At 68.3% G+C, this 24917-nt stretch carries 34 protein-coding genes, 4 tRNA genes and 1 pseudogene; 21 read left to right on the forward strand and 18 right to left on the reverse strand.

Going from position 1 to position 24917, the window contains the following annotated elements; genetic code table 11:
• Nucleotides 1-12 precede the first annotated feature (12 nt).
• Nucleotides 13-1422: an NAD(P)/FAD-dependent oxidoreductase gene (locus F3H10_RS02055; RefSeq protein WP_149783203.1), complete on the forward strand. Its 1410-nt coding sequence runs from the start codon at nucleotides 13-15 to the stop codon at nucleotides 1420-1422.
• 42 nt (nucleotides 1423-1464) lie between these two features.
• Here F3H10_RS02055 and F3H10_RS02060 read toward each other — a convergent pair whose 3' ends face one another.
• The gene (locus F3H10_RS02060) at nucleotides 1465-2511 is read right to left on the reverse strand and encodes an AI-2E family transporter (RefSeq protein ID WP_149783204.1); all 1047 of its coding nucleotides are present in this window, start codon (nucleotides 2509-2511) and stop codon (nucleotides 1465-1467) included.
• A 306-nt stretch (nucleotides 2512-2817) separates the two neighbouring features.
• Between F3H10_RS02060 and F3H10_RS02065 the strand changes: the two genes are divergently transcribed.
• Nucleotides 2818-3309, forward strand: coding sequence for a type IV pilin (locus F3H10_RS02065; protein ID WP_149783205.1), 492 nt, complete (start codon nucleotides 2818-2820; stop codon nucleotides 3307-3309).
• A 6-nt stretch (nucleotides 3310-3315) separates the two neighbouring features.
• On the opposite strand, the pseudogene F3H10_RS16520 reads toward F3H10_RS02065, so the two are convergent.
• The 10 genes and pseudogenes from F3H10_RS16520 to F3H10_RS02110 form a co-directional block, all read right to left on the reverse strand.
• Nucleotides 3316-3513, reverse strand: a pseudogene (locus F3H10_RS16520) (DUF7386 family protein); the annotation flags it as partial.
• A 56-nt stretch (nucleotides 3514-3569) separates the two neighbouring features.
• Nucleotides 3570-3962, reverse strand: coding sequence for a type II toxin-antitoxin system VapC family toxin (locus F3H10_RS02075; RefSeq protein ID WP_149783206.1), 393 nt, complete (start codon nucleotides 3960-3962; stop codon nucleotides 3570-3572).
• Nucleotides 3959-4108, reverse strand: a complete 150-nt coding sequence (locus F3H10_RS15910; RefSeq protein WP_188127845.1) for a hypothetical protein — start codon at nucleotides 4106-4108, stop codon at nucleotides 3959-3961. The genes F3H10_RS02075 and F3H10_RS15910 overlap by 4 nt, the downstream gene beginning before the upstream one ends.
• 88 nt (nucleotides 4109-4196) lie before the next feature.
• Nucleotides 4197-4244 carry a hypothetical protein gene (locus F3H10_RS16595; protein ID WP_425545173.1) on the reverse strand — a complete coding sequence of 16 codons (48 nt, stop codon included), beginning with the start codon at nucleotides 4242-4244 and terminating at the stop codon, nucleotides 4197-4199.
• A 303-nt stretch (nucleotides 4245-4547) separates the two neighbouring features.
• Nucleotides 4548-4618 (reverse strand) — tRNA-Pro (locus tag F3H10_RS02085).
• 46 nt (nucleotides 4619-4664) lie between these two features.
• Entirely contained in the window at nucleotides 4665-5816 is a 1152-nt protein-coding gene (locus F3H10_RS02090) for a succinylglutamate desuccinylase/aspartoacylase family protein (protein WP_149783207.1), read from the reverse strand.
• A 22-nt stretch (nucleotides 5817-5838) separates the two neighbouring features.
• Nucleotides 5839-6870 (reverse strand): RNA-guided pseudouridylation complex pseudouridine synthase subunit Cbf5, encoded by a 1032-nt coding sequence (locus tag F3H10_RS02095; protein WP_149783208.1) that lies wholly within the window; start codon nucleotides 6868-6870, stop codon nucleotides 5839-5841.
• A gap of 40 nt (nucleotides 6871-6910) precedes the next feature.
• The gene (gene cmk, locus F3H10_RS02100; protein ID WP_149783209.1) at nucleotides 6911-7489 is read right to left on the reverse strand and encodes a (d)CMP kinase; all 579 of its coding nucleotides are present in this window, start codon (nucleotides 7487-7489) and stop codon (nucleotides 6911-6913) included.
• Between the two features lie 80 nt (nucleotides 7490-7569).
• Nucleotides 7570-7899, reverse strand: coding sequence for a hypothetical protein (locus F3H10_RS02105; protein WP_149783210.1), 330 nt, complete (start codon nucleotides 7897-7899; stop codon nucleotides 7570-7572).
• Complete coding sequence (locus F3H10_RS02110) at nucleotides 7889-8929, reverse strand: zinc-binding dehydrogenase (protein ID WP_149783211.1); 1041 nt, start codon at nucleotides 8927-8929, stop codon at nucleotides 7889-7891. The genes F3H10_RS02105 and F3H10_RS02110 overlap by 11 nt, the downstream gene beginning before the upstream one ends.
• 200 nt (nucleotides 8930-9129) lie before the next feature.
• Between F3H10_RS02110 and F3H10_RS02115 the strand changes: the two genes are divergently transcribed.
• The 13 genes from F3H10_RS02115 (at nucleotide 9130) to rpsB (ending at nucleotide 15373) form a co-directional block, all read left to right on the forward strand.
• Nucleotides 9130-9215: transfer RNA gene (locus F3H10_RS02115), tRNA-Ser, on the forward strand.
• A 57-nt stretch (nucleotides 9216-9272) separates the two neighbouring features.
• Nucleotides 9273-9794: a 30S ribosomal protein S13 gene (locus F3H10_RS02120; RefSeq protein ID WP_149783212.1), complete on the forward strand. Its 522-nt coding sequence runs from the start codon at nucleotides 9273-9275 to the stop codon at nucleotides 9792-9794.
• The gene (locus F3H10_RS02125) at nucleotides 9791-10318 is read left to right on the forward strand and encodes a 30S ribosomal protein S4 (protein ID WP_149783213.1); all 528 of its coding nucleotides are present in this window, start codon (nucleotides 9791-9793) and stop codon (nucleotides 10316-10318) included. Before F3H10_RS02120 ends, F3H10_RS02125 begins: the two co-directional genes overlap by 4 nt.
• Nucleotides 10319-10322: 4 nt before the next feature.
• Nucleotides 10323-10712, forward strand: a complete 390-nt coding sequence (locus F3H10_RS02130; protein ID WP_142986399.1) for a 30S ribosomal protein S11 — start codon at nucleotides 10323-10325, stop codon at nucleotides 10710-10712.
• A gap of 1 nt (nucleotide 10713) precedes the next feature.
• Nucleotides 10714-11466 carry a DNA-directed RNA polymerase subunit D gene (locus tag F3H10_RS02135; RefSeq protein ID WP_149783214.1) on the forward strand — a complete coding sequence of 251 codons (753 nt, stop codon included), beginning with the start codon at nucleotides 10714-10716 and terminating at the stop codon, nucleotides 11464-11466.
• 136 nt (nucleotides 11467-11602) lie between these two features.
• Nucleotides 11603-11687, forward strand: a tRNA-Leu gene (locus tag F3H10_RS02140).
• Nucleotides 11688-11725: 38 nt separating this feature from the next.
• Nucleotides 11726-12079, forward strand: coding sequence for a 50S ribosomal protein L18e (locus F3H10_RS02145; protein WP_149783215.1), 354 nt, complete (start codon nucleotides 11726-11728; stop codon nucleotides 12077-12079).
• Nucleotides 12076-12525 carry a 50S ribosomal protein L13 gene (locus F3H10_RS02150; protein ID WP_142986396.1) on the forward strand — a complete coding sequence of 150 codons (450 nt, stop codon included), beginning with the start codon at nucleotides 12076-12078 and terminating at the stop codon, nucleotides 12523-12525. Before F3H10_RS02145 ends, F3H10_RS02150 begins: the two co-directional genes overlap by 4 nt.
• Nucleotides 12519-12917, forward strand: a complete 399-nt coding sequence (locus tag F3H10_RS02155; RefSeq protein ID WP_149783216.1) for a 30S ribosomal protein S9 — start codon at nucleotides 12519-12521, stop codon at nucleotides 12915-12917. Before F3H10_RS02150 ends, F3H10_RS02155 begins: the two co-directional genes overlap by 7 nt.
• A 12-nt stretch (nucleotides 12918-12929) precedes the next feature.
• On the forward strand, nucleotides 12930-13124 hold the full coding sequence (locus tag F3H10_RS02160) for a DNA-directed RNA polymerase subunit N (RefSeq protein ID WP_149783217.1): 195 nt from the start codon (nucleotides 12930-12932) through the stop codon (nucleotides 13122-13124).
• Nucleotides 13125-13127: 3 nt separating this feature from the next.
• On the forward strand, nucleotides 13128-13310 hold the full coding sequence (locus F3H10_RS02165) for a DNA-directed RNA polymerase subunit K (protein WP_066417411.1): 183 nt from the start codon (nucleotides 13128-13130) through the stop codon (nucleotides 13308-13310).
• Nucleotides 13307-14509 (forward strand): phosphopyruvate hydratase, encoded by a 1203-nt coding sequence (gene eno / locus F3H10_RS02170; protein ID WP_149783218.1) that lies wholly within the window; start codon nucleotides 13307-13309, stop codon nucleotides 14507-14509. The genes F3H10_RS02165 and eno overlap by 4 nt, the downstream gene beginning before the upstream one ends.
• A 15-nt stretch (nucleotides 14510-14524) precedes the next feature.
• Complete coding sequence (gene rpsB, locus F3H10_RS02175; RefSeq protein WP_149783219.1) at nucleotides 14525-15373, forward strand: 30S ribosomal protein S2; 849 nt, start codon at nucleotides 14525-14527, stop codon at nucleotides 15371-15373.
• 73 nt (nucleotides 15374-15446) lie between these two features.
• Here rpsB and F3H10_RS02180 read toward each other — a convergent pair whose 3' ends face one another.
• Nucleotides 15447-16010 carry a mechanosensitive ion channel domain-containing protein gene (locus tag F3H10_RS02180; protein WP_149783220.1) on the reverse strand — a complete coding sequence of 188 codons (564 nt, stop codon included), beginning with the start codon at nucleotides 16008-16010 and terminating at the stop codon, nucleotides 15447-15449.
• A gap of 128 nt (nucleotides 16011-16138) precedes the next feature.
• On the opposite strand from F3H10_RS02180, the gene mvk reads away from it, so the two are divergent.
• Together mvk and F3H10_RS02190 are read left to right on the forward strand one after the other, a co-directional pair.
• On the forward strand, nucleotides 16139-17155 hold the full coding sequence (gene mvk / locus F3H10_RS02185) for a mevalonate kinase (protein WP_149783221.1): 1017 nt from the start codon (nucleotides 16139-16141) through the stop codon (nucleotides 17153-17155).
• A complete protein-coding gene (locus F3H10_RS02190; RefSeq protein ID WP_149783222.1) occupies nucleotides 17152-17961 on the forward strand; it encodes an isopentenyl phosphate kinase in 810 nt (269 codons plus the stop codon). The genes mvk and F3H10_RS02190 overlap by 4 nt, the downstream gene beginning before the upstream one ends.
• A 42-nt stretch (nucleotides 17962-18003) precedes the next feature.
• Here F3H10_RS02190 and F3H10_RS02195 read toward each other — a convergent pair whose 3' ends face one another.
• A complete protein-coding gene (locus F3H10_RS02195) occupies nucleotides 18004-18771 on the reverse strand; it encodes a response regulator (RefSeq protein ID WP_188127846.1) in 768 nt (255 codons plus the stop codon).
• A gap of 94 nt (nucleotides 18772-18865) precedes the next feature.
• On the opposite strand from F3H10_RS02195, the gene F3H10_RS02200 reads away from it, so the two are divergent.
• A complete protein-coding gene (locus F3H10_RS02200; RefSeq protein ID WP_149783224.1) occupies nucleotides 18866-19909 on the forward strand; it encodes an Mrp/NBP35 family ATP-binding protein in 1044 nt (347 codons plus the stop codon).
• Nucleotides 19906-20262, forward strand: coding sequence for a hypothetical protein (locus F3H10_RS02205; protein ID WP_149783225.1), 357 nt, complete (start codon nucleotides 19906-19908; stop codon nucleotides 20260-20262). The genes F3H10_RS02200 and F3H10_RS02205 overlap by 4 nt, the downstream gene beginning before the upstream one ends.
• Nucleotides 20263-20286: 24 nt before the next feature.
• On the opposite strand, the gene F3H10_RS02210 is transcribed toward F3H10_RS02205, so the two are convergent.
• The 3 genes from F3H10_RS02210 to F3H10_RS02220 all read right to left on the reverse strand — a co-directional run bounded on the left by F3H10_RS02210 (nucleotide 20287) and on the right by F3H10_RS02220 (nucleotide 21675).
• Nucleotides 20287-20360 (reverse strand) — tRNA-Thr (locus F3H10_RS02210).
• A gap of 74 nt (nucleotides 20361-20434) precedes the next feature.
• Entirely contained in the window at nucleotides 20435-20971 is a 537-nt protein-coding gene (locus F3H10_RS02215; RefSeq protein WP_149783226.1) for a GNAT family N-acetyltransferase, read from the reverse strand.
• An 86-nt stretch (nucleotides 20972-21057) separates the two neighbouring features.
• Nucleotides 21058-21675, reverse strand: coding sequence for a CBS domain-containing protein (locus F3H10_RS02220; RefSeq protein WP_149783227.1), 618 nt, complete (start codon nucleotides 21673-21675; stop codon nucleotides 21058-21060).
• 155 nt (nucleotides 21676-21830) lie between these two features.
• Between F3H10_RS02220 and udk the strand changes: the two genes are divergently transcribed.
• Nucleotides 21831-22529, forward strand: coding sequence for a uridine kinase (gene udk, locus F3H10_RS02225; protein WP_142986384.1), 699 nt, complete (start codon nucleotides 21831-21833; stop codon nucleotides 22527-22529).
• A 46-nt stretch (nucleotides 22530-22575) separates the two neighbouring features.
• On the opposite strand, the gene F3H10_RS02230 is transcribed toward udk, so the two are convergent.
• Nucleotides 22576-22989 (reverse strand): Lrp/AsnC family transcriptional regulator, encoded by a 414-nt coding sequence (locus tag F3H10_RS02230; RefSeq protein WP_142986383.1) that lies wholly within the window; start codon nucleotides 22987-22989, stop codon nucleotides 22576-22578.
• A gap of 201 nt (nucleotides 22990-23190) precedes the next feature.
• Nucleotides 23191-23622 (reverse strand): pyridoxamine 5'-phosphate oxidase family protein, encoded by a 432-nt coding sequence (locus tag F3H10_RS02235; protein WP_149783228.1) that lies wholly within the window; start codon nucleotides 23620-23622, stop codon nucleotides 23191-23193.
• A 158-nt stretch (nucleotides 23623-23780) separates the two neighbouring features.
• Here F3H10_RS02235 and carA point away from each other — a divergent pair, with 158 nt between their 5' ends.
• Nucleotides 23781-24842 (forward strand): glutamine-hydrolyzing carbamoyl-phosphate synthase small subunit, encoded by a 1062-nt coding sequence (carA, locus tag F3H10_RS02240; RefSeq protein ID WP_149783229.1) that lies wholly within the window; start codon nucleotides 23781-23783, stop codon nucleotides 24840-24842.
• Nucleotides 24843-24917: the final 75 nt, after the last annotated feature.

Genomic DNA, 24917 nt, shown 5'->3' on the forward strand with positions numbered 1-24917 from the left:
ACCTCACAGGGTATGGAACGCGTAGACGTCGCGATCGTTGGCGGGGGGCCTGCCGGTTCGTCCGCGGCGCACGCGGCCGCGAGCGGCGGCGCGGACGCCCTCGTGTTGGAGAAGGGAGTACCGCGAGCCGATCGCGAGGGGCTCGGACCCGACTCCACCGACGCCGCCGGGATCTTGAACTACTGGGTCGACATCATGGGGATCCATCCCGACGAGTTCGCCGACGGCGTCGTCCAACGGGAACTCGACCGGGCGGAGTTCCGCGGGCCCTCCACGGCCGCGACCCTGTACGACACGGGCATCGAGTCCTCCTATGACGGGTTCGGGTACACCTTCCACCGCGCCCGATTCGACGACTGGCTCCGCGAGCGCGCCGAGGACGCCGGGGCGGAGTACCGGGCCGGCGTCTCGGTCCGCGGCGTCGACACCGACCTCGACGAGGGGCCGGCGTCCGGCGAAGCCGGCGCCGACGGGAACGACCCCCGTCACGTCCTCCGGTTGGCCGACGGCGACGAGATCGGGGCCGACTTCGTCGTGCTCGCGGACGGCCCGCAGCGGACGGTGACGAACCGCGTGCTCGACGAGTACCTCCCGGCCGGGCAGGGCGGGTCCGACCGGCTCGCGCCGCCGGAGGCGAACCACATCGCCTACCAGGAGTACCGGCGGGTGCCCGAGGCGGTGTACGAGGAGGTGAACGACGCCATCGTCTTCTGGTGGGGCGTGATGCCCGGCGAGACCGCGTACCCGTGGATCTTCCCGAACCGGGACCGCGTCTGTCGGATCGGGCTCACGATGCCCATCGGGATGGACGTCGACGACTTCGACGCCGACGCCTACGAGCTGCTCTCGGCGGACGACGAGTCGATCCCGGGCGGCGCGGAGTACGTCCGCCGGCTGCTGGAGTGGCAGTACGGCGACGAGTACGACGTCGAGGAGGACTTCCCGCTCGTCGAGGACGCGGGCAAACGCGGCGGGACGGAGACGTACCCGATCTCCTCGACCCGCCCGATCGACTCGCCGACCGAGGCGGGCATCGCCGTGGCCGGCGGTGCGATGGGGACCACCTCGGCGTTCCACGAGGGCGGCGACCACGTCGCCGTCCGAACCGGCGCGATCGCGGGCGAACTCGCCGCCGCCGGCGATCTGGCCCCGTACAACCGACGCTGGAAGGAGGCCATCGGCGACGAGGTCGTCCGGAACGTCACGATGGCGGACATGGTCGCCGACTACGAGCCGGCAGACTGGGACCGGATCATCGGCGCGGCGGACGCGATGCTGGCGGCGGAGGCGAGCGGCGGACTGCTCTCCCAGCCGTACCGGTCGGGGTGGGAGTCGCTGAAGCTCATCCTCGGCTACAAGTGGAACAAGCGGAAGACGAGACGCGACTACGTGACGATCGCCGAGGACGAGTACGTCTACTGAGGGCCGTCCGCCGAGTCGCGGCCCGCGGGCCGCCGTCGATCCTCACTCGGTCCGCCGGTCGACCGCCGTCGCCCCCGCCTCCCGCTCGCGCGCGTACAGGTCGAGGACCACCTTCGCCCCGCCGAGCGCGACCGGCCCGACGAAGAGGCCGACCCCGCCGAAGAGGACGATCCCGCCGAAGATCCCCACGACGATGATCGCCACGTTGATCGCGCCGGCCCGGTTGATCACGGCGGGACGGAGGTACGTGTCCGAGAGGCTGACGAGGACGCCGAAGACGAAGAGGACGACCGCCGCGGTGGTCCGACCGCGCACGAGCAGATACAGCGACAGCGGGACCCAGACGCCGAAGGAGCCCACGAGCGGGAGCAGCGTGAGGACGAACGCGGCCACGGTGAGGAACGTGACGCCGGGAACGCCGAGTAAGAACAGCCCGACGCCGAGAAGCAGCGCCTGGATCCCCGCGACGATGACGTTCCCGACGACCGACGCCCACATCAGGTCGTCGAGTTCCGCGATCAGGTCGCGCTGGACGCGCTCGGAGACCGGCGCGACGGTGAGCGCCCACGCGAAGAGTCGATCGCCGTCGCGCAACAGCGTGAACAGGACGAAAAGCGTCACGGACAGCCCCACCGTCAGGTCCGGGATCCCGCGGAGCAGCCCGAGTCCCCAGCTCGCGAGCCGCTGTATCGCGGTGTTGATCGGTTCCTGGTAGGTCACGTAGAGGACGTCGATGTCGACGACGTATCCGAATATCTCGATCTCGTCGACCACGAAGTTCCGTAATTCCCCGCGTCGGAGGGCGGAGAGAAGTGCGAGTCCCTGTCGGAGCGCGACCGTGAGGACGTACGCGAGCGGGACGAACACCACGAGGGTCGCCCCCGCGATCACCGAGACCGCGGCCACGTCCGGCCGCACGTGTTCCTCCGCGCGGTGTTGGAGGGGCGCGAGCACGTACGCGATGACGACCGCGAGCAGCACGTACTGGAGGTACGTGGCGATGAGGACGGCGGCGAAGACGGCGCTGGCGAGCGCCAGAACCGACAGCCCGTTCAGCGGTGACGGCCGGGACGCTGTGCCGTCGCTCATCTCGATGGGTGGCGTCGGCGGGTTCGTTCGGGCATCCGGTGTGTCCGTGAGGAACGTGAGACCGTATAAATCCGTGCGGTGTGTCGGCACGTCTGGCTGCGCAGCCGCCACCCCACGGATCGTCCACGAACTCCGCCGAGAATACCTCGATCGTCCAATCATTTCTCATCGACAACTAATTTTCAACGTTGATATTTATGGCAGCAAGTACTTATGGAAGGTCCGCCTCCCTTCAACTAACCAGCATCCGGTCGGGGGATCGAGGGGGTTCGACGTCCCGCATCGGGGAACCGCTGGATTCAGACAATGAAACCACACAACCTGTTCAACACGGACGACCGCGCGGTGAGCCCCGTTATCGGTGTCATCCTCATGGTCGCCATTACGGTGATCCTGGCGGCCGTCATCGGGACGTTCGTACTCGGTCTGGGGGATTCGCTCGGAGACAGTCAGCCGTCGACTCAGTTGGATGTCTCACTAAGTAGTGACGGTGCCGGGAATGGTACAATCACAATAGAACACGTTGGTGGAGACACTGTTCCATCAGGGGATGTACGAGTAGTTATTGATGACGTCGATTCGAGTAATCAAGCAAGTGGTATGCTTGATACATCGATCTCTGTCGGTGATACTGTCGATGCCGATTTCGGAGGTAGCAGTACCAAGGTTAATGAAGCACGTGTTCGACTGATTCACGAACCTAGTGAATCGATACTCTTCGAGAGGACGTACGACGTTAGTGATGAGGAGATTAAGCTAAGCGGAACTGATGTCTCCATCACTACCTTCGCCCCCTAATCTTTTCTAACGCCAGCGGCTTTCTACTCGCGTTCTGTACCGCAATCCGAGTACGTCCGTATTAAATCGCTGGATCGTCGTGGGACCCAACTCGTCACGGGTGTCCCGAATTTTCTCCTCGGACTGAATAAGATGTGCGAGCGCAGCATCGATAACGACGCTCATCGGCGGGTCGTCGTCGGGGCCGCTCGCCACGATCTCGCTCTGTTGGTAGCCAGTGAGTGAGCGGAAACTAACACGCTCATCTCACGACCGAGTAATTAGAACGAGATATCTTCGGGAGGCTTCGCACCGTGTCGATGAAGCTCCGTGTCAAAGGTCACGAGTGTGCCACCGATATGGTCCGCCGCCGCGAGCATGATCGCGTCCATCGCCGTCGTATACGTCTCTTCTTGAATCTCGTCTGCCTTCTGAATCAGTACGGAACTGTGAGAGACTGGATCGGCATAGGTCCGGATCGTCCGTTCGACCTCCTCGATTCGATCCCGCTTGAGATGGTACTTCGTCGCGAGGACGTTCCGTACCTCCATCACGTTGTAGATCGACGAGTAAAACTCGTGATCGCTGTTAAGTAGATTTCGGGCGATATCGGATCGATCCGTGTCGTCGGTGACGATCGCGATGAAAATATTCGAATCGACGAAGAGCTTCATACGTCTTCGCGCGACTCACGAACGGCGTCGACGGGATCGATGTCTGGAGCGTCCTCGACCGCGAGTTCCGCGAGTGCGTCACCGAAGCCCAAGTTTTCGTTCGGACCGTCTTCGTCATCGGTTGGCCGCCACTCCGTACTCGACATACCGTAACCGATTGGACCGGGACCAATAAACCCCACCACGAGACTGAAAGTGAAATGAGTAGGCCGGCCCGCTCGTCCAGAAAAGAATCTATCGCCACCGGCTTTCTACTCGCGTTCTGTACCGCAACCCAATCATATCGGTGTTGAACGCTGTATCGTCGCTGGATCGAGTTCATCTCGAGCAACTCACGAACGACCGGGTTCGCCTCCGCGTGAGAACCGACCGCTCGAGCCGCGAAGACGGTCGTCACCGCGTCGAGAACTCTGTGGGACGTGAAGATCACGGCCGCCTCTCCGGAACGATCGGCACTGTATCCGAATTGATCGGTGCCTCCGTCCGTGACGAGTCCCGTTTGACGAACGATCTCCGCAGTATTTCGAACAAGCTCCCGTGTACGGCCAGCAGGGGCTCTTCGGACGAGAAACAGTTTATTTCGTATGGGACCGCTGAGAGTCGAACTCAGGTCCTACGGACCCCATCCGCAGAGGATACCACTACCCCACGGTCCCGGGTCGCACTCGGAGGAACGACCGTCCCGTAATTAAGGACTTCGTTTCAGTCGTCGCCGTCGTCGCGGGGGACGACGAGGTCGCCGTCGTCGCGCACCGCCAGGCTCGCGATCGGGTCGCCCTCGTAGACGGCCAGCCCTTCACGTCGCGAGATGGCGTACCCGTCGTGGTCGGCTCGGATCGTTTCCTGCTGTTCGCCCGTCGCGGAGACGACATCGGCGAGGACGTCCCCCTCGGCGAACGACTCGCCCGCGTCGACGCGATGGCGAACGAGCCCCGAGACGTCAGTCGTCGGGCCGTGATACCGTCGAACCGGGTAGTCGACGGGCACGTCGTCGACGTGCTCCGCGGGCTCGCCGACGCCCCCGGGGACGTCGTCGGGAGCGAGCAGGCCGCGCTCGACCGCGACCGCGAACGCGCCGGCGACGCCGCCCGCGACGAGGCGGTCGTCGACGACGGAGTGCGAGCCGAGTTCGGCGGTGAACGCGGGGATGCCTGCCTCGTTGAGGACGGCTCCCGCGAGCGAGCGCTGGAGGTCCTCCTCGACGTACTCCGCGGCCGGGTACTCCGTGAGCGTCGGGAAGCCGAAGGCGTCGACGACGGACTCGAGCTCGGCCGCGAGCGCCTCCGCCTCCGAATCGCTCCGGCGGTCGCCGTATAAGACCCGGTCGCGGATCGCGAACGGCTCGCTGTCAACGCCCGCGGTGTGACAGTCGATCAGGGCGTCCGCGGCGACGGGACCTGAACCCGCGTCGGCCTCGCCGACGACCGCCTCGTAGAGGCGCGCGTCGATCCGCTCCTGGAGCTTCGGCGGGCGTGTCGACTCCGCGTCGGCGTCGGGGAAGTGACGGTTCGGGTCCTCGTCGTCGTAGTAGGTGTGCCGGGCGTTCCGGCGGAGACTCGCGGGCGAGACGACCGGGACGGCGACGACCGCGCCGGCGAGCGACGCCAGCGCCTCCGGGTCGTCGGCGAGCGCGTCCATCGTCTCGAGGACGACGGCGATCCCGGTGGCCTCGTCGCCGTGGACGCCGCCGGTCAGCCAGAGGGTCGGTCCCGGGTCGCCCCCGTTGGCGACGACGACGGGGAGTCGCTCCGGCGTTCCGGTCGGGAGGTCGGCGACGTCGAACCACCCGCGATCGACGGTTCCGGGGGCGGCGCTCGCGGTACCGAGTTCGAGTCGGCGTCGGTCGGTTTCCATGGGCGGATCCCCGCCCGCTCGCTCATAAAAGAACGCGTTCGAGCGCGACGACCGTTCCCGACTCGGCGTCCGGGTCGCCGACGAACCGGCCGAGACAGACCGCCGTCCCGTTCGGCACGTGACAGGCGACGAGCGGGGGTTCCGTTTGGTCCGCACGGTTCGCCGTATCCGCGGCATCGGCCGCGTCCAGGTCGCTGTCGATCACGCCGGGCGCGTAGACGGGGGCCCCGGTGGCGACGTTGCGCGCGGCGGAGGGCGCGACCGTCACCGACGGGAGGTGTACCAGCGCCTCCTCGGCGGGGCGGACCACTTCACGGAGGAGGTCGTCGTCGTCCTCCTCCGCCCACGCGAGCGCGTCCGTGAGGTCTTCGAGCGTGTGGAGGTCCGCGTCGTCGAAGGGGTCCGTGGCGGTCCGGCGGAGGTGGCCCATGTGCGCGCCGACGCCGGCGGCGAGGCCGAGGTCGTGACACAGCTTGCGGACGTACGTCCCCGACTCACAGCCGATCCGGAGCAGGGCGCGACGCTCCTCGAGTTCGAGCACGTCGAGGTCGTGGATCGTCCGGGTCCGCAGCCGGCGAGTGACCGCGCTCTTTCGGGGCGGCTTCTGGTAGATCTCCGCCTCGAATCCCGCGGCGACCTCCCGGAAGTCGGCGGGCGCGGGACCGTGAAGCTCCAGCACGGAGACGTACTCCTTTTCGCCCTCGAGGAACACCTGTGCCATCCGGGTCGCGGTGCCGGTGAGCGTCGGGAGGCAGCCGGTCACCTTGGGGTCGAGCGTCCCTGCGTGGGCGACGCCGTCGATCCGCGGCCCGTCGGGGTCGACGACCTCGAGCGTGTCGTTGATCGCGTCGCGGACCCACGCGGAGAGCTGGTGGGAGGAGGGTCCGGCGGGCTTGTCGACGTTGACGACGCCGAACCGGAGCAGTTCGGGGACCGACCGCTCGCCGGGCGGGGCGCGAAGCGGGTCGGCGGATCCGGGACCGCCTTCGTCGGCTCCGAGATCGGCGTCGTCGGTTCCGGATCCGGGGTCGGCGTCGTCGATGTCGTCGGTCATATGGGTCTCCGTGTGTGCTGGTTCCGGGTTCGGCGGCGTTTTAGAAGTCGTAGGAGACGCCCTCGATCGGGACCTTCCCCTCGTCGTCGTCGGGGTCGTAGGCCTCGACCGTGGCGACGAGCGCGTCGAGGAACCGGTCGGGTCCCCACCGGGCGGTGTTGTAGGCGGCGTCGTAGATCGAGAGGTCATCGATGTCGACGTCGTAGTACTCCAGGTACCGCTTCCGCTCGGAGGCCTCGCGGCGGAGCGTCTCCTCGCGGGCCTGCGAGACGGGCTTGTCCTCCCGGTCGGCGATCCGCTCGGCGCGGACCGCGACGGGGGCGTCGAACCAGAACCGCAGGTCGGCGTGCTCGCCGGCGAGCCAGCCGGCCAGCCGCGACTCGAGCACGACCGCGTCGCGAGTCGTCGCGATCTCGCGGAGCCGGCGGTCGAGGTCGCGGTCGATGTCGCCGTCGTCCTCGGCGTGCTCGTTGAACTCGACGGGGGTCATGCCGCGGTCGGCGGCCATCTCCCGGAAGATGTCGCCGCCGGAGACGTGGTCGAGCCCGAGCGCCTCGGCGAGACCCGCGGCGTTCGTGCTCTTCCCGCTCCCCGGCGGGCCGGAGACGGTGATCAACATATCTCCCCTCCGGCAGGGCCGTTCAAAACGATTGTCGTTCGCGTTCGGGACCGCGACGCAGCGTGGTAGTTCCTCGCGTGTCACTCCGTCGCGGCCGTCATCGACCAGACCGCGACGAGCCCGAGCAGGACCGCGGGGACGAGCGGGAGCGCGAGGTACGTCGCGAAGAACGTGAACCCGAACGCCCCGGCGGCGTACGGGTACGCGTAGATGATCCCGGGGATGACGAGGACGCAGGTGAACAACACGGCGGTCAGCGCCCATCCCTTCCGGCCGAAGCCGTCGGCGGCCGGATCCGCGGGTTCCGCGGGGTCTGCGGGTTCCGTGGATTCGGCGGATTCCGCGGGTTCCGCGTCGCCGTCGGCCGGGGTGTGGACGTACCCGCCGTCCGCGTCGGTCTCAGAACTCACTGTCCGGTTTCAGGACCACTTTGCCAAAGCCCTCACGGTTCTCGATCATCTCGTGGGCGCGCGTGGCCTCGCTCATCGGGAGCGTCTCGCGGACCCGCGGCTCGAAGGTGCCGTCCCAGACCAGTTCGAGGACGTCGTCGACCTCCCCCGGCGTCGCCATCGTCGAGCCGAGCACGGAGAGCTGGTTCCAGAAGATCCGGTTCAGCCCCGCGTCCGGGTTCGGCCCGGTCGTCGCCCCGCAGGTGACGAGCCGTCCGCCCTTCGCCAGCGACTTCAGCGAGTCGGGGTAGGTCGCCTCGCCGACGTGGTCGACGACGACGTCGACGCCGCGTTTCCCGGTCAGTTCGGCGACCTCCTCGGCGAAGTCGTTCGCCTCGTAGTCGACGACGTGGTCTGCTCCGCAGTCCTCGGCGTGTGCGAGTTTCGCCTCGCTCGAGGCGGTCGCGAACACCTCACAGCCGGCGTGGTCGGCGATCTGGACCGCGGCGTGGCCGACGCCCCCGGAGGCACCGAGCACGAGCACCTTCTCGCCCGCCTCGACGTCCGCGCGCGTGTGGAGCATGCGCCACGCGGTCTGGAAGACGAGCGACGCGGAGCCGGCGACCGCCCAATCGACGCCGTCGGGAACGGGCACGAGGTTGTCGGCGGGCACCGCGGCCTTCTCGGCGTGGACGCCGCGGACGTGCTCGCCCAAGATGTGAAAGGAGACGCAGAGCGACTCCTCGCCGTCCCGACAGAACTCGCACTCCCCGCAGGCGACCCCCGCGCTCACCGCGACGCGGTCGCCGGGCTCGAAGCGCGTCACGCCCTCGCCGACCGCCTCGACGACGCCAGCGGCGTCGCTTCCGGGGATATGTGGCATGTCGAGGTCGACGCCGGGCAGCCCGCGGCGGGTCCAGACGTCGAGGTGATTCAACGCGCCGGCCTTGACGTCGACGAGCACCTCCCCGCGGTCGGGTTCGGGGTCCGGGAACTCGCCGTACTCGATCACGTCGCGGTCGCCGTGGGCGTCGAACTGGACGGCCTTCATGGGGACATCCATCGCGGCGGACCACTAAACGGTATGCCAATCGGCGTCGGCGGCGGGTCTCCTCAGCAGGATCTCCCGTGCCAACGGGAGCCACGTCCCGGGGCTTTCGTGATGTTTAAGTAGTGAAGCGCGGTTGATCAGGACGCACGAACTGCAGGGGTGCCGGGCCCCGAGTCCGCGAGGGCGACGATACGACGCGAGTTGCGGTAGCCAAGCCTGGCCCAAGGCGCAGGGTTGCTAACTCTGTGGCGTCACTGCCTCCGGGGTTCGAATCCCCGCCGCAACGCTCGAAACGACCGAGCACCGCCGGGATCGCGCCGGTAGGGCTCACTGCGATCAACACATGAGCACGGAAGAATCACAGGACGACTCGCCGGAGGAGGAGGAAGACCTCCAGTACTTCGTTCGGATCGGGGGCGCGGACCTCGACGGGACGAAGACGGTCGAGCGAAGCCTATCTGAACTCAACGGCATCGGCACGCGCATGGCGCGGCTGGTCGCCGAGGAGGCCGGCGTGGACCGAACGTCCACGTTCGGGCTTCTCGACGAGGAAGACATCGAGGCGGTGGTCGACGTCGCCGAGAACCTCGAGGACCACGTCCCGTCATGGATGACCAACCGACAGAGCGACTTCTTCACCGGGGAGACGACACACCTCGTCGGCTCCGACGTCAACGAGAAGCGGCGTCACGACATCAACCGGATGAAGCAGATCGAATCGTACAAAGGCGTCCGACACAAGCGCGGCCAGAAGGTCCGCGGCCAGCGGACGAAGTCCACGGGCCGGACCGAGGGGACCATCGGCGTCAACGTCGAGGAGATCCGCGAGGAGATGGCCGAGGAAGAAGCGGGTGACGAGGAATGAGCACCGGCAAGAACACCAAGGGGTACGAGACGCCGAACCACCCGTACCAGGGCGAGCGGATCGCCGAGGAGTCGGATCTCCTCTCGCGGTACGGCCTGAAGAACAAGGAGGAGCTCTGGCGGGCGCAGTCGGAACTGCGCCGCATGCGCCGGGAGGCCCGACGCCTCCTCGGCGAGGCCCAGGGTGACGTCGAGGCCGCCCAGGAGGCGGGCTCGGAGTTCGTCGCGCGACTGCGCCGCATCGGCGTGCTCGGCGACAACGACGACATCTCGACGGTCCTGTCGCTCGACGTGACGGACCTCCTCGAGCGCCGCCTACAGACGGTGGCGTACCGACAGGGGTTCGCCTCCTCGACGAAGCAGGCCCGCCAGTTCATCGTTCACGGCCACGTCACCGTCGACGGGGCGCGCGTGACGCGACCCTCGGTGAAGGTGGACGTGAGCGACGAGGGCGCCATCGCCTTCGACGAGACGAGTCCGCTCGCGGACGACCTACACCCCGAGCGCGCGGAGTCACAGGAGTAAACACATGAGCCAATCCGAGGACGGAAAGTGGGGCATCGCCCACGTGTACGCGTCGTTCAACAACACGCTCATCACGGTCACCGACGAGACGGGCGCCGAGACGATCGCCAAGTCGTCCGGCGGCACCGTGGTGAAGCAGAACCGAGACGAGGCGTCGCCGTACGCCGCCATGCAGATGGCCGAGGTCGTCGCCGAGCGGGTCAAGGAGGCCGGCTTGGAGGGCGTCCACGTCCGCGTGCGCGGTCCCGGCGGCAACCTCAACAAGTCGACCGGCCCCGGCGCGCAGGCGACGATCCGCGCGCTGTCGCGTGCCGGCGTCGAGATCGGGCGCATCGAGGACGTCACGCCCATCCCGCACGACGGGACGAAGGCGCCAAAGAACAAGCGAGTCTGACATGACGGAAGCCGACTTCGACGTGGAGTACGTCGAACGGGACGATCGCAGCGCGCGGGTGCTGATCCGCGGGCTCACGCCGGCGTTCGCGAACGGCATTCGCCGCGCGATGATCGCCGACGTCCCGACGTTCTCGATCGACACGGTGCGGTTCGTCGAGAACTCCTCCGTGATGTTCGACGAGATGATCGGGCTGCGATTGGGGCTCGTTCCGCTGACGACGCCGCTCGACGAGTTCGAGATCGGCGACACCGTCACGCTCGCGCTCGACGTCGAGGGGCCGGCGACCGCCTACTCCGGGGACATCGAGTCCGCGGAGGCGATGGTCGAGCCCGCCGACGAGAACGTGCCGATCGTCGAACTGAAGGAGGGACAGCGGCTGGAGTTCGAGGCCGACGCGGTCCTCGAGGCCGGCAAGGAGCACGCCAAACACCAGGGCGGCGTCTCCGTCGGCTACCGACACCTCCAGCGCGTCTCGGTCGAGGGCGACCGCGGCGAGTTCGACGACGAGGAGCCGCGCATCCTCCGCGGCGTCATCGAGACGCCGGAGGGCGAGGTCGTCGCCACCGACGAGTTCGGCAACGACCTCTCGGAGCGGTACCCCGGAAAGGAGGTGCGCGTCGAGGACGTCCCCGGCGCGTTCGTCTTCCACATCGAGACGGACGGCTCGTTCACGGTCGAGGAACTGCTGCTCCGCGCGATCGACTCCATCGAGGAGCGCGCGGACGAACTTCGAACGAAGGTCGCGGTCTAAGGAATGTCGACTCCCCGAACCACCCATACGACGCTCGCCCCGTTCGCGAGCGTCGACGCCGTCGCTGACGACGGCGCGGTCCCGAACGGCGGGACCGAAAGTGGTTTGAAGGGAGCCGGATTACCCAGGAGTGCACGCAGGGATAGCCAAGTCAGGCCAACGGCGCAGCGTTCAGGGCGCTGTCCTGTAGAGGTCCGCAGGTTCAAATCCTGCTCCCTGCACTCCGCTTTTCAGGAACCCCCCACAGGGAGGGACAGCTATGAGTAGCAAGACGAATCCGAACTTACAGAACCTCATCGCCGATCTGAAGTCGGTCTCGCGTGACTCCGGTGCCAACGTGTGGCAGGACGTCGCCGACCGACTGGAGAGGCCACGGCGTACCCACGCCGAGGTCAATCTGGGTCGCATCGAACGGTACGCAAACGAAGACGAGACGGTCGTCGTTCCCGGCAAGGTGCTGGGCAGCGGCGTCCTCGAAAAGAACGTCACCGTCGCCGCCGTCGACTTCTCGGGCACCGCCCGGACGAAGATCGACCAGGCCGGCGAGGCGGTGTCGCTCGAACGGTTCGTCGAGGAGAACCCCGAGGGCGGGAACGTCCGGGTGATCCGATGAGCCTCGCGAAGGTCGACGCCGACGTGGTCGTCGACGCCCGGGACTGCATCCTGGGCCGGGTCTCCTCGAAGGTCGCCCAGCGCGTCCTCGACGGGGAGACGGTGGCCGTGGTCAACGCGGAGCACGCGGTGATCACGGGCAACGAGGAGGCGACGATGGACACCTACCACACCCGCGCGAACCTCGGCTCGGACAGCGGGCCGTACTACCCCAAGCGTCCGGACCGCATCTTCAAGCGGGCCATCCGCGGGATGTTGCCGTACAAGAGCGAGGACGGCCGCGAGGCCCTCTCGAACGTTCGCGTCTACGTGGGCAACCCCTACGAGCGCGACGAGGACGCCGAGGCGGTCGTCCTCGACGGCACGTCACTGGACCGACTCTCGAACATCAAGTTCACCACGCTCGGGGACGTCTCCGAGTCCTTGGGAGCTAACGTCACATGGTAACGAACACCTCCGGTAAGAAGAAGACGGCCGTCGCCCGCGCCACGGTGCGCGACGGCGAGGGCCGCGTTCGAATCAACTCCCAGCCCGTCGAGCTGGTCGAACCACAGCAGGCGCGCCTCAAGATGCTGGAACCGTTCCGCATCGCCGGCGAGGAGCTGCGCGACGGCGTCGACATCGACGTCGACGTGACGGGCGGCGGGTTCAGCGGCCAGGCGGACGCGACGCGGACCGCCATCGCCCGCGGGCTCGTCCAGCACCTCGGCGACGCCGAGCTGCGCGACGCGTACATGAGCTTCGACCGCACGCTGCTGGTCAACGACGTGCGCCAGTCCGAACCCAAGAAGTGGGGCGGACCCGGCGCGCGTGCCCGCTACCAGAAGTCCTACCGCTGAGGTGATCCAGTCATGATGATCCCCGTCCGGTGTTTCACGTGCGGCAACGTCGTGGGTGAACACTGGGAGGAGTTCAAGGAGCGCGCTCGCGAGGGCGAGGAGGACCCCGGCGAGGTGCTCGACGACCTCGGCGTGAACCGACACTGCTGTCGGCGCATGCTGGTCAGCCACCGCGACCTCGTCGACGTCGTCTCGCCGTACCAGTAACCCATGTCAACACAGAGATACAATCGGTACGAGAAGGCACGGATCCTCGGGGCTCGCGCCCTACAGGTGTCCTACGGGGCACCCGTGCTCATCGAGACGGACCAGACGGAGCCGATCCTCGTCGCCGCGGAGGAGTACGACGCGGGCGCGCTCCCGTTCACGGTCCGGAGGGAGGCCGACGCGTGACCCGGATCACGAACGTGTCGCTGCGCCGAATCCTCGACTCCCGGGGCAACCCGACGGTCGAGGCGGACGTGCTCACCGAGTCCGGTGGCTTCGGCCGCGCGGCCGCGCCGAGCGGCGCGTCGACCGGCGAGTTCGAAGCGATCGAGCTCCCCGCCGAGGAGTCGATCGCGAAGGCGAGGGAGCGTGCGGTTCCCCGTCTCGAGGGGCTCTTCGCGGGCGACCAGCGGTCGGTCGACGCCGCGTTGCGCGCGGCGGACGGCACCGACGACTTCTCCGCGATCGGCGCGAACAGCGCGGTCGCGATCTCGATGGCGGCGGCGAAGGCCGGCGCGGACGTGCTCGGCGCGCCGCTGTACCAGCACCTCGGCGGCGCGTTCCGCGGCGAGAACTTCCCCGTCCCGCTCGGCAACGTCGTCGGCGGCGGGGAACACGCCAAGGAGGCGACGCACATCCAGGAGTTCCTCGCCGCGCCGGTCGGCGCGCCGAGCGTCTCCGAGGCCGTCTTCGCGAACGCCGCGGTCCACGCGGCGGTCGCGGACGTGCTCGACGAGCACGGCGTCCCGGCGGCGAAGGGCGACGAGGGAGCGTGGGCCCCGCCGATCTCGGACGCCGAGGCGTTCGAGGTCGTCGCGGAGGCCGTCGAGACGGTCGAGGCGGAGGTCGGCTTCGAGATCCGCTTCGGGCTCGACATGGCCGCGGCCGAGCTGTACGACGACGACCGAGAGGCGTACGTCTACGGCGAGGAGACCAAGTCGACGGACGAACAGATCGAGTACGTCGCGGGCCTCGTCGAGGAGTACGACCTCGCGTACGTCGAGGACCCCCTCGACGAGAACGACTACGAGGCGTTCGCGGAGCTGACCGACCGGGTCGGCGACCGGACGCTGATCTGCGGCGACGACCTGTTCGTCACCAACGTCGACCGGCTCCGCGAGGGGATCGACGTCGGCGCCGGAAACAGCATCCTGATCAAGCCGAACCAGATCGGGACGCTCTCGGACGCGTTCGACGCGGTCGAGCTCGCGACCCGGAACGGAATGGAGAGCGTCATCTCCCACCGCTCGGGCGAGACCGAGGACACGACCATCGCACACCTCGCCGTGGCGACCGACGCCGCCTACATCAAGACGGGCACGGTCGGCGGCGAGCGAACCGCCAAGCTGAACGAACTGGTCCGCATCGCGGACGACGCGGTATGACGGACACCCACACGCATGAGTGAAGACAACGACGCGGTCGAACTCGACGAGGACGCCGAGACCGAGGCGGTCGACGCGGACGTCGAGGAGGAGGCCGACACGACCGAGGAATCGACCGCAGACGCGGGTGCCGAGGAGGCCTCCGCCGACGCCGAGACTGAGACCGAAGCCGACGCCGAGGCGGCCGCCGAGGAAGCTGCCGCCGCGGACGACGTGGCGGTCGAGGGCGACGAGGCCGACGAGGAGGCCACGCCGTTCGACGACGACGTCATGCCCGACGACGACGTCGACCTGCTCATCCCCGTCGAGGACTACCTCTCCGCCGGGGTCCACATCGGGACCCAACAGAAGACGGCCGACATGGAGCGGTTCATCCACCGCGTCCGCGACGACGGGCTCTACGTGCTCGACGTGAGCGAGACGGACGGCCGGATCCGCACGGCGGCCGACTTCCTCGCGAACTACGACCCCGAGCAGATCCTGGTCACCTCCTCGCGCCAGTACGGCCGGTTCCCGGCCCAGAAGTTCGCCGACGCGGTCGGCGCTCGCGCGCGGACCGGCCGGTTCATCCCCGGGACGCTCACGAACCCCGATTACGCCGGCTACATCGAGCCGGACGTCGTCGTGGTGACCGACCCGATCGGCGACGCGCAGGCCGTCAAGGAGGCCATCACCGTCGGCATCCCCGTGATCGCGATGTGTGACTCGAACAACCAGCTGTCGAACGTCGACCTCGTCATCCCGACGAACAACAAGGGTCGACGCGCGCTGTCGGTCGTCTACTGGCTGCTCGCCAACGAGACGCTCGACCGCCGCGGCGCGGACACCGTCTTCGCCCTCGAGGACTTCGAGGACGAGCTGTAAGCCGGCCGTTCGATTCGAGTTCGACTCGCCTTTTCGTCCGCCGCCCGATCCCGCCGAGTGACGCCTCCGCCGTTCAGTCGTTTCCGGAACCGACCCCGGCGTCCGGCACGTCGTGGGTCCACCGCGACTCGATCTCCCGGTTGGCCATCACGATCCGGTCGCCGCCGTCCGTGTCGATCCGGGTCTTTCGGAGTTCGATGGCGGCGACGGTGCCGGTCACGCCCTTCGCCTCCACGCGGTAGCCGGGGTTGAAGTCCGGGTCCTTCAGCAGGTAGATCCCGGCCACGGTGTCCTCGATCATCTCCGAGAGGGCGTAGGAGACGCCGAGCGCGATGAACCCGACGGCGGTGCCGAGACTCGCCGCGATATCGCCCATGCCGACGATCTTGAGGAACGTGAGCGCGACGCCGAACCACAGGAACACCGCGATCACGGTGACGAGGAGGTCGCCGACGAGTTCGCGGTCGTCGACGTACAGTCGCCCGATCGAGGTCCGAACCAGCGCGAGGACGACCCTGACGGTGACGTACGCCAGTCCGAGGAAGACGAACCCGGACAGCGCCCGGGGGATCGCGGCGAACACGCCGTCGAGGAAGTCGGCGAGCGACCCGGCGAGAAGCGACGGTATCGGCGTCATGGGGCGCACGAGGACGGCCGACGGTGAAAAGGTACGGGAACGGCCGACTCGTCGGCGTCTCCACGGCGTCCCGGTTCGACGACCCGCCAAACGCAATACCTGTAAACCCGCGGGGAGAGGTGGGTCGTATGACCGTCTGTGAAGCGCCGGGGAAGGTGTACCTCTTCGGCGAACACGCCGTCGTCTACGGCGAGCCCGCCGTTCCGGCGGCGATAGAGCGCCGGGCTCGGGTGACCGCCGAACCGCGCGAGGACGACCACGTCCGGGTCACCGCCGAGGACCTCTCGCTCGACGGGTTCACCGTCGAATACACCGGCGGGACCGGCGATCGTCCCGATATCGACGCGCCCGCGCCGCTCGTCGAGGCAGCGATGGGCTACGTCGACGCCGCGGTCCGGCAGGCGCGTTCCGCGGCCGACACGCCCGACGCCGGCTTCGACATCACCGTCGAAAGCGAGATCCCGCTGGGTGCGGGCCTGGGATCGTCGGCCGCGGTCGTCGTCGCGGGGATCGACGCCGCGACGCGCGCGCTTGGCGAGCCGCTCGACCGCGCGGAGCTGGCCGACCGCGCCTACCGCGCCGAGTTCGAGGTCCAGGACGGGCAGGCCTCCCGGGCGGACACGTTCTGCTCGACGATGGGCGGTGCGGTACGGGTCGAGGGCGACGACTGCGAGCCGATCGACGCCCCGAACCTCCCGTTCGTGATCGGGTTCGACGGCGGCGCGGGCGACACCGGCGAGCTCGTCGCCGGGGTCCGCGAGCTGCGCGAGGAGTACCGATTCGCCGCCGACACGGTTCGAGCGATCGGCGACATCGTCCGCGACGGCGAGGAGCTGTTGGCGGAGGCGGTCCCCGAGGCCGACCCCTCCCGCGAGCTGCTCGAGGAACTAGGGGATCTGATGGACTTCAACCACGGCCTGTTGGCCGCGCTCGGCGTCTCGGCGCGCTCGCTCGACGCGATGGTGTGGGCCGCGCGGGACGCCGGGGCACACGGAGCCAAGCTCACCGGGGCCGGCGGCGGCGGCTGTATCGTCGCGCTCGACCCCGACGCCGAGACGCCGACCGCGCTCTCGTACACGCAGGGGTGTGAGGAGGCGTTCCGCGCCGAGCTGGCGACCGAGGGCGTCCGAGTGGTGGAGCCGTGACCGCCGACGATCGCGGCTCGGACGGCGACGGGTCGTCCGCCCCCGCCGCCGACCCGCCCGTCGTGCTCAAACTCGGCGGGAGCGTGATCACCGAGAAGGACCGGCCCGAGACGGTCGACGACGCGGCGCTCGCGGCCGCCACCGACGCGGTCGCGGCCGCCCTGGACCACGGTTCGGTCGACCGGCTCGTCGTCGTCCACGGCGGCGGGAGCTTCGGACACCACCACGCCAGCGAACACGGGGTCTCGACGACGGAGGGAACCCACGACGCCGACGCGGTCATGGACGTTCACGACGCGATGGTGCGGCTCAACCGGGCCGTCCTCTCGTCGCTTCACGACCGGGGCGTACCCGCGGTTCCGGTTCACCCGCTCTCGCTTTCGGCGCGCCCCGAGGGAACCGGCGGCGACCTCGATCTGCCGCTCTCCTCGACGGCGACGCTGCTCGGGGAGGGGTTCGTCCCGGTCCTCCACGGCGACGGAGTCGCCACCGCCGGCGAGGGGGTGACGGTCGTCTCCGGCGACGAACTCGTCGTCGAACTCGCCGCGGGGCTCGAAGCCGATCGGGTCGGCGTCTGCTCGACGGTCCCCGGCGTCCTCGACGCCGAGGGGTCGGTGATCCCCTCGATCGATTCCCTCGAGTCGGTCGCCGAGGCCCTCGGCGCGAGCGACGCGACCGACGTCTCCGGCGGCATGGCGGCGAAGGTGGAAGAGTTGCTCGCGCTCGACGCGCCGGCGTCGGTCTTCGGTCCGGACGGGTTGGAGGCGTTCCTCCGCGGGGACGCGCCGGGAACGCGGATCGACTGACTCCCCTCGGTCTCCCGGCTCCTTTCAGTCTCCCGACTCCTTTCAGTCTCCCGACTCCGAGATCGGCTCCGCCCCGCGGATGATACACACGTGTCCGCCGTCGGTCGTGTGCGTCAGGACGAGTCGTTCGCGGATCAGCCGATCGTCCTCGTCGCGGACGGTCGCCTCGCCGGTCCAGTGTCCCTCCTCGGTCACGATCGGGAGGATCTCCTCCGTGAACCGCTCGATCTGGTCGTCGGGATAGAACTGCTCCCAGTGGCGGCCGACGACCTCCTCGGAGGACCGGCCGTACACCGAGGCGTACGCCTCGTTGGCGAACAGGTACCGCCCGTCGGCACCGAGGATCCCGATCGGCTCGTTTGCCGCCTCCAGGGCGGCGATGCTCCGTTCGACCTGTCGCATGAGCCGGTGTCTGTCGACCGCGTTCCGGAGTCGGTTGACGAGCACCTCGAACTGGTCGCCGCCGCCGCGCTTCTGGAGGTAGTCGGTGACGCCCGCGGAGATCGCCTCGCTCGCGACCTCCTCCGACCCCTTGCCGGTGAACAGCACGAACGGGATCTCCGTGTCGTCCTCGCGGACCCGCTCGAGGAAGTCGATCCCCGTGCCATCGGGGAGGTCGTAATCACAGACGACGGCGTCGAAGGACGCCTCGCGGTACCGTCCTCGGGCCTCGTCGATCGTGGCGACGGGTTCGTGGTCGACGGCCGGCGCGAGCCGGTCGAGATACGTCGCCGTGAGGTCGGCGAAGGCGGCGTCGTCCTCGACGTGGAGGAGTCGGATCGGCGCGCTCGACTCCGAGCCGTCGTGCATACCGGAACGGTATCTCGTCATGGCATAAACGCTTCGGGGACCGATCCGATCGCCGTACCGAACCCTTATTCGCGCCACTGCCCTCCTCTCGGACATGAACGAAGCGGACGTCAGGGAGCGGCTGCGGGAGGTCGAAGACCCCGACCTCGGGGACGACGTGGTCTCGCTGGGACTGGTGAACGGGATCGACCTCGAGGAGGAGGCCGGGACGGTTCACGTCTCGTTGGCGCTCGGTGCCCCGTTCTCGCCGCACGAGTCGACGATCGCCGACGGCGTGCGGGCCGCGCTCGCGGACACCGGTCTCGACGTGGAGTTGTCGGCGTCGATCCCCGACGACCTCTCGACGGCCGAGCAGGTGTTGCCCGGCGTCGAGAACGTGATCGCGGTCGCCTCCGGGAAGGGGGGCGTCGGGAAGTCGACGGTCGCGGTGAACCTCGCGGCGGGGCTCTCCGAGCTCGGCGCGCGCGTCGGCCTCTTCGATGCCGACGTGTACGGCCCGAACGTGCCGCGGATGGTCGCCGCCGAGGAACGCCCACAGACGGACGGCGAGACGATCGTCCCGCCCGAGCGGTACGGCGTGAAGCTCATGAGCATGGACTTCCTCACCGGCGAGGACGACCCCGTGATCTGGCGCGGGCCGATGGTCCACAAGATCATCACCCAGCTCGTCGAGGACGTCGAGTGGGGCGAACTCGACTACCTCGTGATGGACCTCCCGCCGGGGACGGGCGACACCCAGCTCACGATCCTCCAGACGCTGCCGCTGACGGGAGCGGTGATAGTCACCACGCCACAGGACGTGGCGCTCGACGACGCGGTGAAGGGCCTCCGGATGTTCGGCAAACACGACACGAACGTGCTCGGGATCGCGGAGAACATGGCGGGATTCAAGTGTCCGGACTGCGGCGGGTTCCACGAGATATTCGGTTCCGGCGGCGGAAAGGCGCTGGCGGCCGACCACGACCTGCCGTTCCTCGGCGGGATCCCCCTCGATCCGGCCGTACGGACCGGCGGCGACGACGGCGCGCCGGTCGTGCTCGGGGAGGGCGACACCGCGGACGCGTTCCGGGTGATCGTCGAGAACGTCGCGAACAACGCCGGCGTCGTGCGCCGTCGCGAGGCCGGCGAGGGACGATGACCGGCGAGGACGATCCGAGCGGCGAGGAGGGACGGGGTCTCGGCGACGAGTCCGCCGACTCCGGCGGGGACCCTGCGGACCCGCTCGCGGCCGCCGGCGTCGACCCGGTCGTGCCGGAGTCGGCGACGGACGCGGCCGCCGAGGAGTTCCCGCCCGACGCCGAGGTTCGGGAGTTCCTTCGCGAGGTCGCCGAGGACGTGCGGGGCGACAGCTCCGAGAGCAAACAGCTCTCGGCGGTGCTGTACCGGGTGTCGGACCTATACGACTCGGCCGAGTCGACCTCGCCCGAGGAGATCTATCTCAACGTCCGCCACATCATGCGGATCAAAGAACGGGGCGGGATCGAACGGTAGCCGAAGCCGTGGGAGAAAGCCGAAAGCCAGGGCAGGGATTTGAACCCCGGAAGTCTCGATTACAAGTCGAGTGCATGAACCGCCCATGCTCCCCTGGCGCGGCCGGACGTTCTCGGCGCTGGTATGAGTGCGTGTCGCTTTCGGCGAACGTCTCGTCCCGGTCGTCGTCGCCTCACTCCCCACCGCTCCCGTCGGGCCCCTCCGACTCCTCGCCGACCTCCTTTCGGAGCTCGACTCGATGGAGGTCGTATCCGTGGTCCGCGTAGAACGACCGCGCCCGTTCGTTGTCCGCGAGCGCCTCCAACGCGACCGCGTCCGCGCCCGCCGCCGCGAGCTCGCGCTCCGCCGCCGCGAGAAGCGCCGCTCCGATCCCCTCGTTCCGTCGCTCCGGCGACACGAAGAGGTTGCTGACCGTCCCGCGCGTACCGTCGCGCTCGTATCCGTCGCGCTCGATCGAGAACGCCACGAAGCCGACGATCGCCTCCTCGTCGGGCCGCTCGTCGGATCCGTTCCCCTCCCGTGCCACGAGCAGTTCACCGGTGACGACGCTCCGGGCGACCCAGTTCCTGACCGCGGCCCGGTTCGCCGACGCGAGCAGCGTCGAGCCGTGTCGACGCTGGTCGCGGGCGAGCGTCACCCACTGGTCCGTGACGGCGTCGACGTCGTCGACGGTCGCCGCGACGACTCGCGGCGTCTCGGGGTTCGACACGGTACGTGATAGCGCCGCGTGGCGGTTGAGCCTGCCGGTCGATCGACTCGGCACGTTCGTCGGTGCCGGGGGTCCTCCGAGGCGACTCAGACCTCCCGACAGTTCGGACAGATCGCCTGTCCGTTCGCGTCCGCGAGCTCCGGTGCGAGCGCCCCGCACACCTCGCAGACGCCCTGCGTCGGAGCACCCGCGGCGTCCGTCGAGGACGCGGTCCGGGCCCGTTCGGACCCGCGCGCCGCGTCGGCGGCCCCCGATCGAGTCGTCTCGAGGGGCGTCCCGTTCCGGGTGTCTGCGACGACCGCCGGCTCCTCGGAGGGCTCCTCCTCCCGCGTCGCGCCCGCGGCGAGCGAGTCGCGCGCGGTGACGACCCCGACCGCCTCCCCGTCGGTGGCGACGACGACGCGGTCGACTCCCTCCGCGATCAGTCGCTCCTCGACCGCCCGGAGCCCGTCGTCGGGCGCGACCGTCGGGAGCCTCGGACGCATCACCGAGCCCACGGTCGCGTCGTCGACGTCGTCCTCGAGGACGGCCGCGAGCGCGTCCCGGGCGGTGAGTCGACCGACGGCCTCCCCGCCGCGGAGGACGACCAGACAGTCGGTTCCCTCCTCGACCAACAGCGCGGCCGCGTCCGCGAGCGGGTCCGACTCGCTGACCCCGAGGAACTCCCGGTGCATCACGTCGCGAACCGTGGTATCTATGCGCATACTCGCGGATCGGACGGCGAACGGCTAAAAGCTGCCCCCGATACCGTTATGACGCCTCCGGGCGTAGAACGCGGTTCGGCGGATGACGCCGGGAGAACCCCGAAAACGGCGAGCGGAAAGGGAGGCTTGAAACGCCCCCGCGTCGGAACGCGGACATGACCATACCCTCGTTCGTGATCGGGATCGCGGGGGGGACCGGCGCGGGGAAGACGACGGTCTCCCGGCTCGTCACGCAGAACCTCGGCGACGACGTCACGCGGATCCCGCTCGACAACTACTACGAGGACCGCTCGGAACTCTCCTTCGAGGAGCGCCAGGAGGTCAACTACGACCACCCGTCCGCCTTCGAGTGGGAACTCCTCCGCGACCACCTCGAGACCCTGTTGGAGGGCCAGCCCGTCGAGATGCCCCAGTACGACTTCGAGGTCCACAACCGGAAGGACGAGCGGACCACCGTCGAGCCGACCGACGTCATCGTGCTCGAGGGGATCCTCGCGCTCCACGACGAGGCGATAAACGGGATGATGGACCTCCGGCTCTACGTCGAGACGGACGCCGACGTGCGGATCCTCCGGCGGATCAGACGCGACGTGCTCGAGCGCGGCCGCGACCTGGAGGGCGTCATCGACCAGTACCTCTCGACCGTGAAGCCGATGCACGAGCGGTTCATCGAGCCGACGAAGGGCCACGCCGACCTGATCATCCCGGAGGGGGCGAACAGCGTGGCGGTCAACCTGATCGAGGAGAAGCTCCACGCCGAGATCGAGGGGAACGCGATGCGTAACTGGGAGCGCGGGAGCCTGGAGCGCGAACTCGCCGAGAAGCGGTCGCCCGATCTCGACGCCGACGAGTGAGACGGGCGGGCGGCTCGCGGGCTCACCGCGACCGCGCTCGTCCCGATCAACCGAGCCGTTCGTCGAGGATCAGCCGGGTCTTCGTCGACTTGACGTCGTCCAGCTCGCGCGCCTGCGTGATGAGTTCGTTGACGGCCCGGGTGTCGACCGCGTCGACGACGAGGACGATGTCGTCCTCGCCGGAGACCTGCCAGACGAAGTCGACCTCCTCCCATTCCACCATGCGCTCGCCGACGGCCGCGGTGTCGACGTTCATCTCCACGGAGATCTCGATCATCGCCTTCACGTTGCCGGTCCGGGTGGTCACCGTGAACCGCTCGATGACCCCCTCCTCGGTCAGTCGGTCGACGCGGTTGCGGACCGTCCCCTCGGAGGTGCCGACCCGGTCGGCGATCTCGGTGTAGGGAGTTCGCGCGTCCCGTCGCAGGATCGAGAGGATCCGGCGGTCGAGGTCGTCCATACGGCGGGAAGGGGTGGCGACGACTTACCGCTTGCGAAGATCGTAACGGTCCTTCGAACTCCACAACGAGATGGTGTCGCGAATGCGATGTTCGTAGTCGACTCCGGCGAGACTCCACCATGAGACGCGTTCCGACTCGAACGGGGGTCAGTACAGGGGATCGCGTACGGTCAGTCCGGTCAACCGTGTCTTTTCGGCCGACTAGTCGACCGTTTTTCGACCGATAACGGTCTGCATTCGGAGGTCATACAGGGAGAATTCAACGCTCTCGACGGCTTCATCGAACAGCCGAAACGGCTGAAACCATTCGTTGACCGTCGTCTCATCGACGTCCGTCTTCCACTTCTGGACCGGTCCACGGATGTGAATACTCCACGACTCGCGCGTCGATGCCTCATAGCACACGAACGTGGCAGTCTCGGTCGTCTCGAGGAATCGTTCCTTTTCGCTTTCGTCGTCGGGTTCGCTCACTCGGAGGAGGAACCGATCGCCGTCGTAGTGATAGCTCAGTGGGATCGCATACGCGTCGCTGTCGTTCGCTAAGCCGAGAACACCGTGCTCCCCTGCCCGCAAACGGTCCTCGATCTCGGATTCGGTCATTCCGCCGGTGTACACGTACTCGACGTGGTCCATACGCAACGAAACGGTTCGGAGTACAAAACAGATAGCGTAGATCCATGATGGGTTTGTGGATCACCCTCGACTTCTCGATGCCACCGGATCCCGTTACGAATTTCGTAGCTCGCCTTCGAACGACGCATTTAATACGGTTCCTCCGTACGTATCTCGTAATGTCGGACGCCTACATCGCGCTGGCCGACGGACGCGTGCTCGAAGCGCGCACCCGTGCGCCGGGGCGGACCCGTGGTGAACTCGTGTTCACGACCGCGTACACCGGCTACGAGGAATCGCTGACCGACCCCTCCTACGCCGAGCAAGTGCTGACCTTCTCGTACCCCCTGATCGGGAACTACGGCGTCCGAGCGGAGCGATTCGAGTCCGACTCCGTCCAGCCCCGCGCGGCGATCGCCCGGGAGATGACCGACGACGTCGCCGAGTGGCTCGAGAGCGAGGGCGTCCCGGCGATCGACCACCTCGACACCCGCGAGATCGTCACCACCGTCCGCGAGGAGGGCGCGATGGCCTGCGGGATCGCCGCCGGCGAGGACGCGACCCCCGAGGACGCGATCGAGGAGATGGAGGCCTGCGAGCCGATGAGCGCGCACGTCGACATCGGCGCGGGCGTCTCGGTCTCGGAACCGACCGTCCACGAGGGCGGCGACGAGGCGACCATCGCGCTGCTCGACTGCGGCGCGAAGGGGTCTATCATCTCCTCGCTCACCGAGCGCGGCGCGGACGTCCACGTCCTCCCGTACGACGCGACCCCCGAGGACGTGGCGGCGGTCGAGCCCGACGTGCTGTTCGTCTCGAACGGCCCGGGTGACCCGGAGAACTTCGTCGCGGCCCAGGAGGTCGTCGACGCCTACGCGGGTGACCTGCCGATGGCCGGCATCTGCCTCGGCCAGCAGGTGATCACGAGCGCGCTCGGCGGCTCGACCGAGAAGATGTCCTTCGGCCACCGGGGCGTCAACCAGCCGGTCAAGGACCTCCGGACGGACAAGGTCGTGATGACCACCCAGAACCACGGCTACACCGTCGCCGACACCGGCCCGCTCGAGGTGACACAGGTGAACGTCAACGACGACACCGTCGAGGGACTCGACAGCGCGGAACTCGACGTCATCACCCGCCAGTACCACCCGGAGGCCAACCCCGGCCCGCACGACTCGCTCGGCTTCTTCGACGAGGTGCTGGAGCTGGCGGAGTCGCGCCAGCCGGTCGCCGCCGACTGATCACGGTCTCGACCCCGTCTTTCCGACTCGATCGACCGGACTCGACCCGCCGAGATCCGACCCCGCATCCACCCC

This window comes from Halorubrum aquaticum (genome assembly GCF_900113615.1).
Taxonomy (GTDB): domain Archaea; phylum Halobacteriota; class Halobacteria; order Halobacteriales; family Haloferacaceae; genus Halorubrum; species Halorubrum aquaticum.

Bases quoted from the DNA above. Each gene is read 5' to 3' on its own strand.
- F3H10_RS02060 (WP_149783204.1), bottom strand. From the start codon at position 2,511: ATGAGCGACGGCACAGCGTCCCGGCCGTCACCGCTGAACGGGCTGTCG.
- F3H10_RS02055 (WP_149783203.1), top strand. From the start codon at position 13: ATGGAACGCGTAGACGTCGCGATCGTTGGCGGGGGGCCTGCCGGTTCG.
- mvk (WP_149783221.1), top strand. From the start codon at position 16,139: ATGACCGTCTGTGAAGCGCCGGGGAAGGTGTACCTCTTCGGCGAACAC.
- F3H10_RS02065 (WP_149783205.1), top strand. From the start codon at position 2,818: ATGAAACCACACAACCTGTTCAACACGGACGACCGCGCGGTGAGCCCC.
- F3H10_RS02150 (WP_142986396.1), top strand. From the start codon at position 12,076: ATGAGCCTCGCGAAGGTCGACGCCGACGTGGTCGTCGACGCCCGGGAC.
- F3H10_RS02135 (WP_149783214.1), top strand. From the start codon at position 10,714: ATGACGGAAGCCGACTTCGACGTGGAGTACGTCGAACGGGACGATCGC.
- udk (WP_142986384.1), top strand. From the start codon at position 21,831: ATGACCATACCCTCGTTCGTGATCGGGATCGCGGGGGGGACCGGCGCG.
- F3H10_RS02180 (WP_149783220.1), bottom strand. From the start codon at position 16,010: ATGACGCCGATACCGTCGCTTCTCGCCGGGTCGCTCGCCGACTTCCTC.
- rpsB (WP_149783219.1), top strand. From the start codon at position 14,525: ATGAGTGAAGACAACGACGCGGTCGAACTCGACGAGGACGCCGAGACC.
- F3H10_RS02095 (WP_149783208.1), bottom strand. From the start codon at position 6,870: ATGACCGACGACATCGACGACGCCGACCCCGGATCCGGAACCGACGAC.
- F3H10_RS02220 (WP_149783227.1), bottom strand. From the start codon at position 21,675: ATGCGCATAGATACCACGGTTCGCGACGTGATGCACCGGGAGTTCCTC.
- cmk (WP_149783209.1), bottom strand. From the start codon at position 7,489: ATGTTGATCACCGTCTCCGGCCCGCCGGGGAGCGGGAAGAGCACGAAC.
- F3H10_RS02165 (WP_066417411.1), top strand. From the start codon at position 13,128: ATGTCAACACAGAGATACAATCGGTACGAGAAGGCACGGATCCTCGGG.
- F3H10_RS02230 (WP_142986383.1), bottom strand. From the start codon at position 22,989: ATGGACGACCTCGACCGCCGGATCCTCTCGATCCTGCGACGGGACGCG.
- F3H10_RS02205 (WP_149783225.1), top strand. From the start codon at position 19,906: ATGACCGGCGAGGACGATCCGAGCGGCGAGGAGGGACGGGGTCTCGGC.
- F3H10_RS02200 (WP_149783224.1), top strand. From the start codon at position 18,866: ATGAACGAAGCGGACGTCAGGGAGCGGCTGCGGGAGGTCGAAGACCCC.
- F3H10_RS02195 (WP_188127846.1), bottom strand. From the start codon at position 18,771: ATGCACGACGGCTCGGAGTCGAGCGCGCCGATCCGACTCCTCCACGTC.
- F3H10_RS02125 (WP_149783213.1), top strand. From the start codon at position 9,791: ATGAGCACCGGCAAGAACACCAAGGGGTACGAGACGCCGAACCACCCG.
- F3H10_RS02075 (WP_149783206.1), bottom strand. From the start codon at position 3,962: ATGAAGCTCTTCGTCGATTCGAATATTTTCATCGCGATCGTCACCGAC.
- F3H10_RS15910 (WP_188127845.1), bottom strand. From the start codon at position 4,108: ATGTCGAGTACGGAGTGGCGGCCAACCGATGACGAAGACGGTCCGAAC.
- F3H10_RS02130 (WP_142986399.1), top strand. From the start codon at position 10,323: ATGAGCCAATCCGAGGACGGAAAGTGGGGCATCGCCCACGTGTACGCG.
- F3H10_RS02160 (WP_149783217.1), top strand. From the start codon at position 12,930: ATGATGATCCCCGTCCGGTGTTTCACGTGCGGCAACGTCGTGGGTGAA.
- carA (WP_149783229.1), top strand. From the start codon at position 23,781: ATGTCGGACGCCTACATCGCGCTGGCCGACGGACGCGTGCTCGAAGCG.
- F3H10_RS02235 (WP_149783228.1), bottom strand. From the start codon at position 23,622: ATGGACCACGTCGAGTACGTGTACACCGGCGGAATGACCGAATCCGAG.
- F3H10_RS02110 (WP_149783211.1), bottom strand. From the start codon at position 8,929: ATGAAGGCCGTCCAGTTCGACGCCCACGGCGACCGCGACGTGATCGAG.
- F3H10_RS02120 (WP_149783212.1), top strand. From the start codon at position 9,273: ATGAGCACGGAAGAATCACAGGACGACTCGCCGGAGGAGGAGGAAGAC.
- F3H10_RS02145 (WP_149783215.1), top strand. From the start codon at position 11,726: ATGAGTAGCAAGACGAATCCGAACTTACAGAACCTCATCGCCGATCTG.
- F3H10_RS02090 (WP_149783207.1), bottom strand. From the start codon at position 5,816: ATGGAAACCGACCGACGCCGACTCGAACTCGGTACCGCGAGCGCCGCC.
- F3H10_RS02155 (WP_149783216.1), top strand. From the start codon at position 12,519: ATGGTAACGAACACCTCCGGTAAGAAGAAGACGGCCGTCGCCCGCGCC.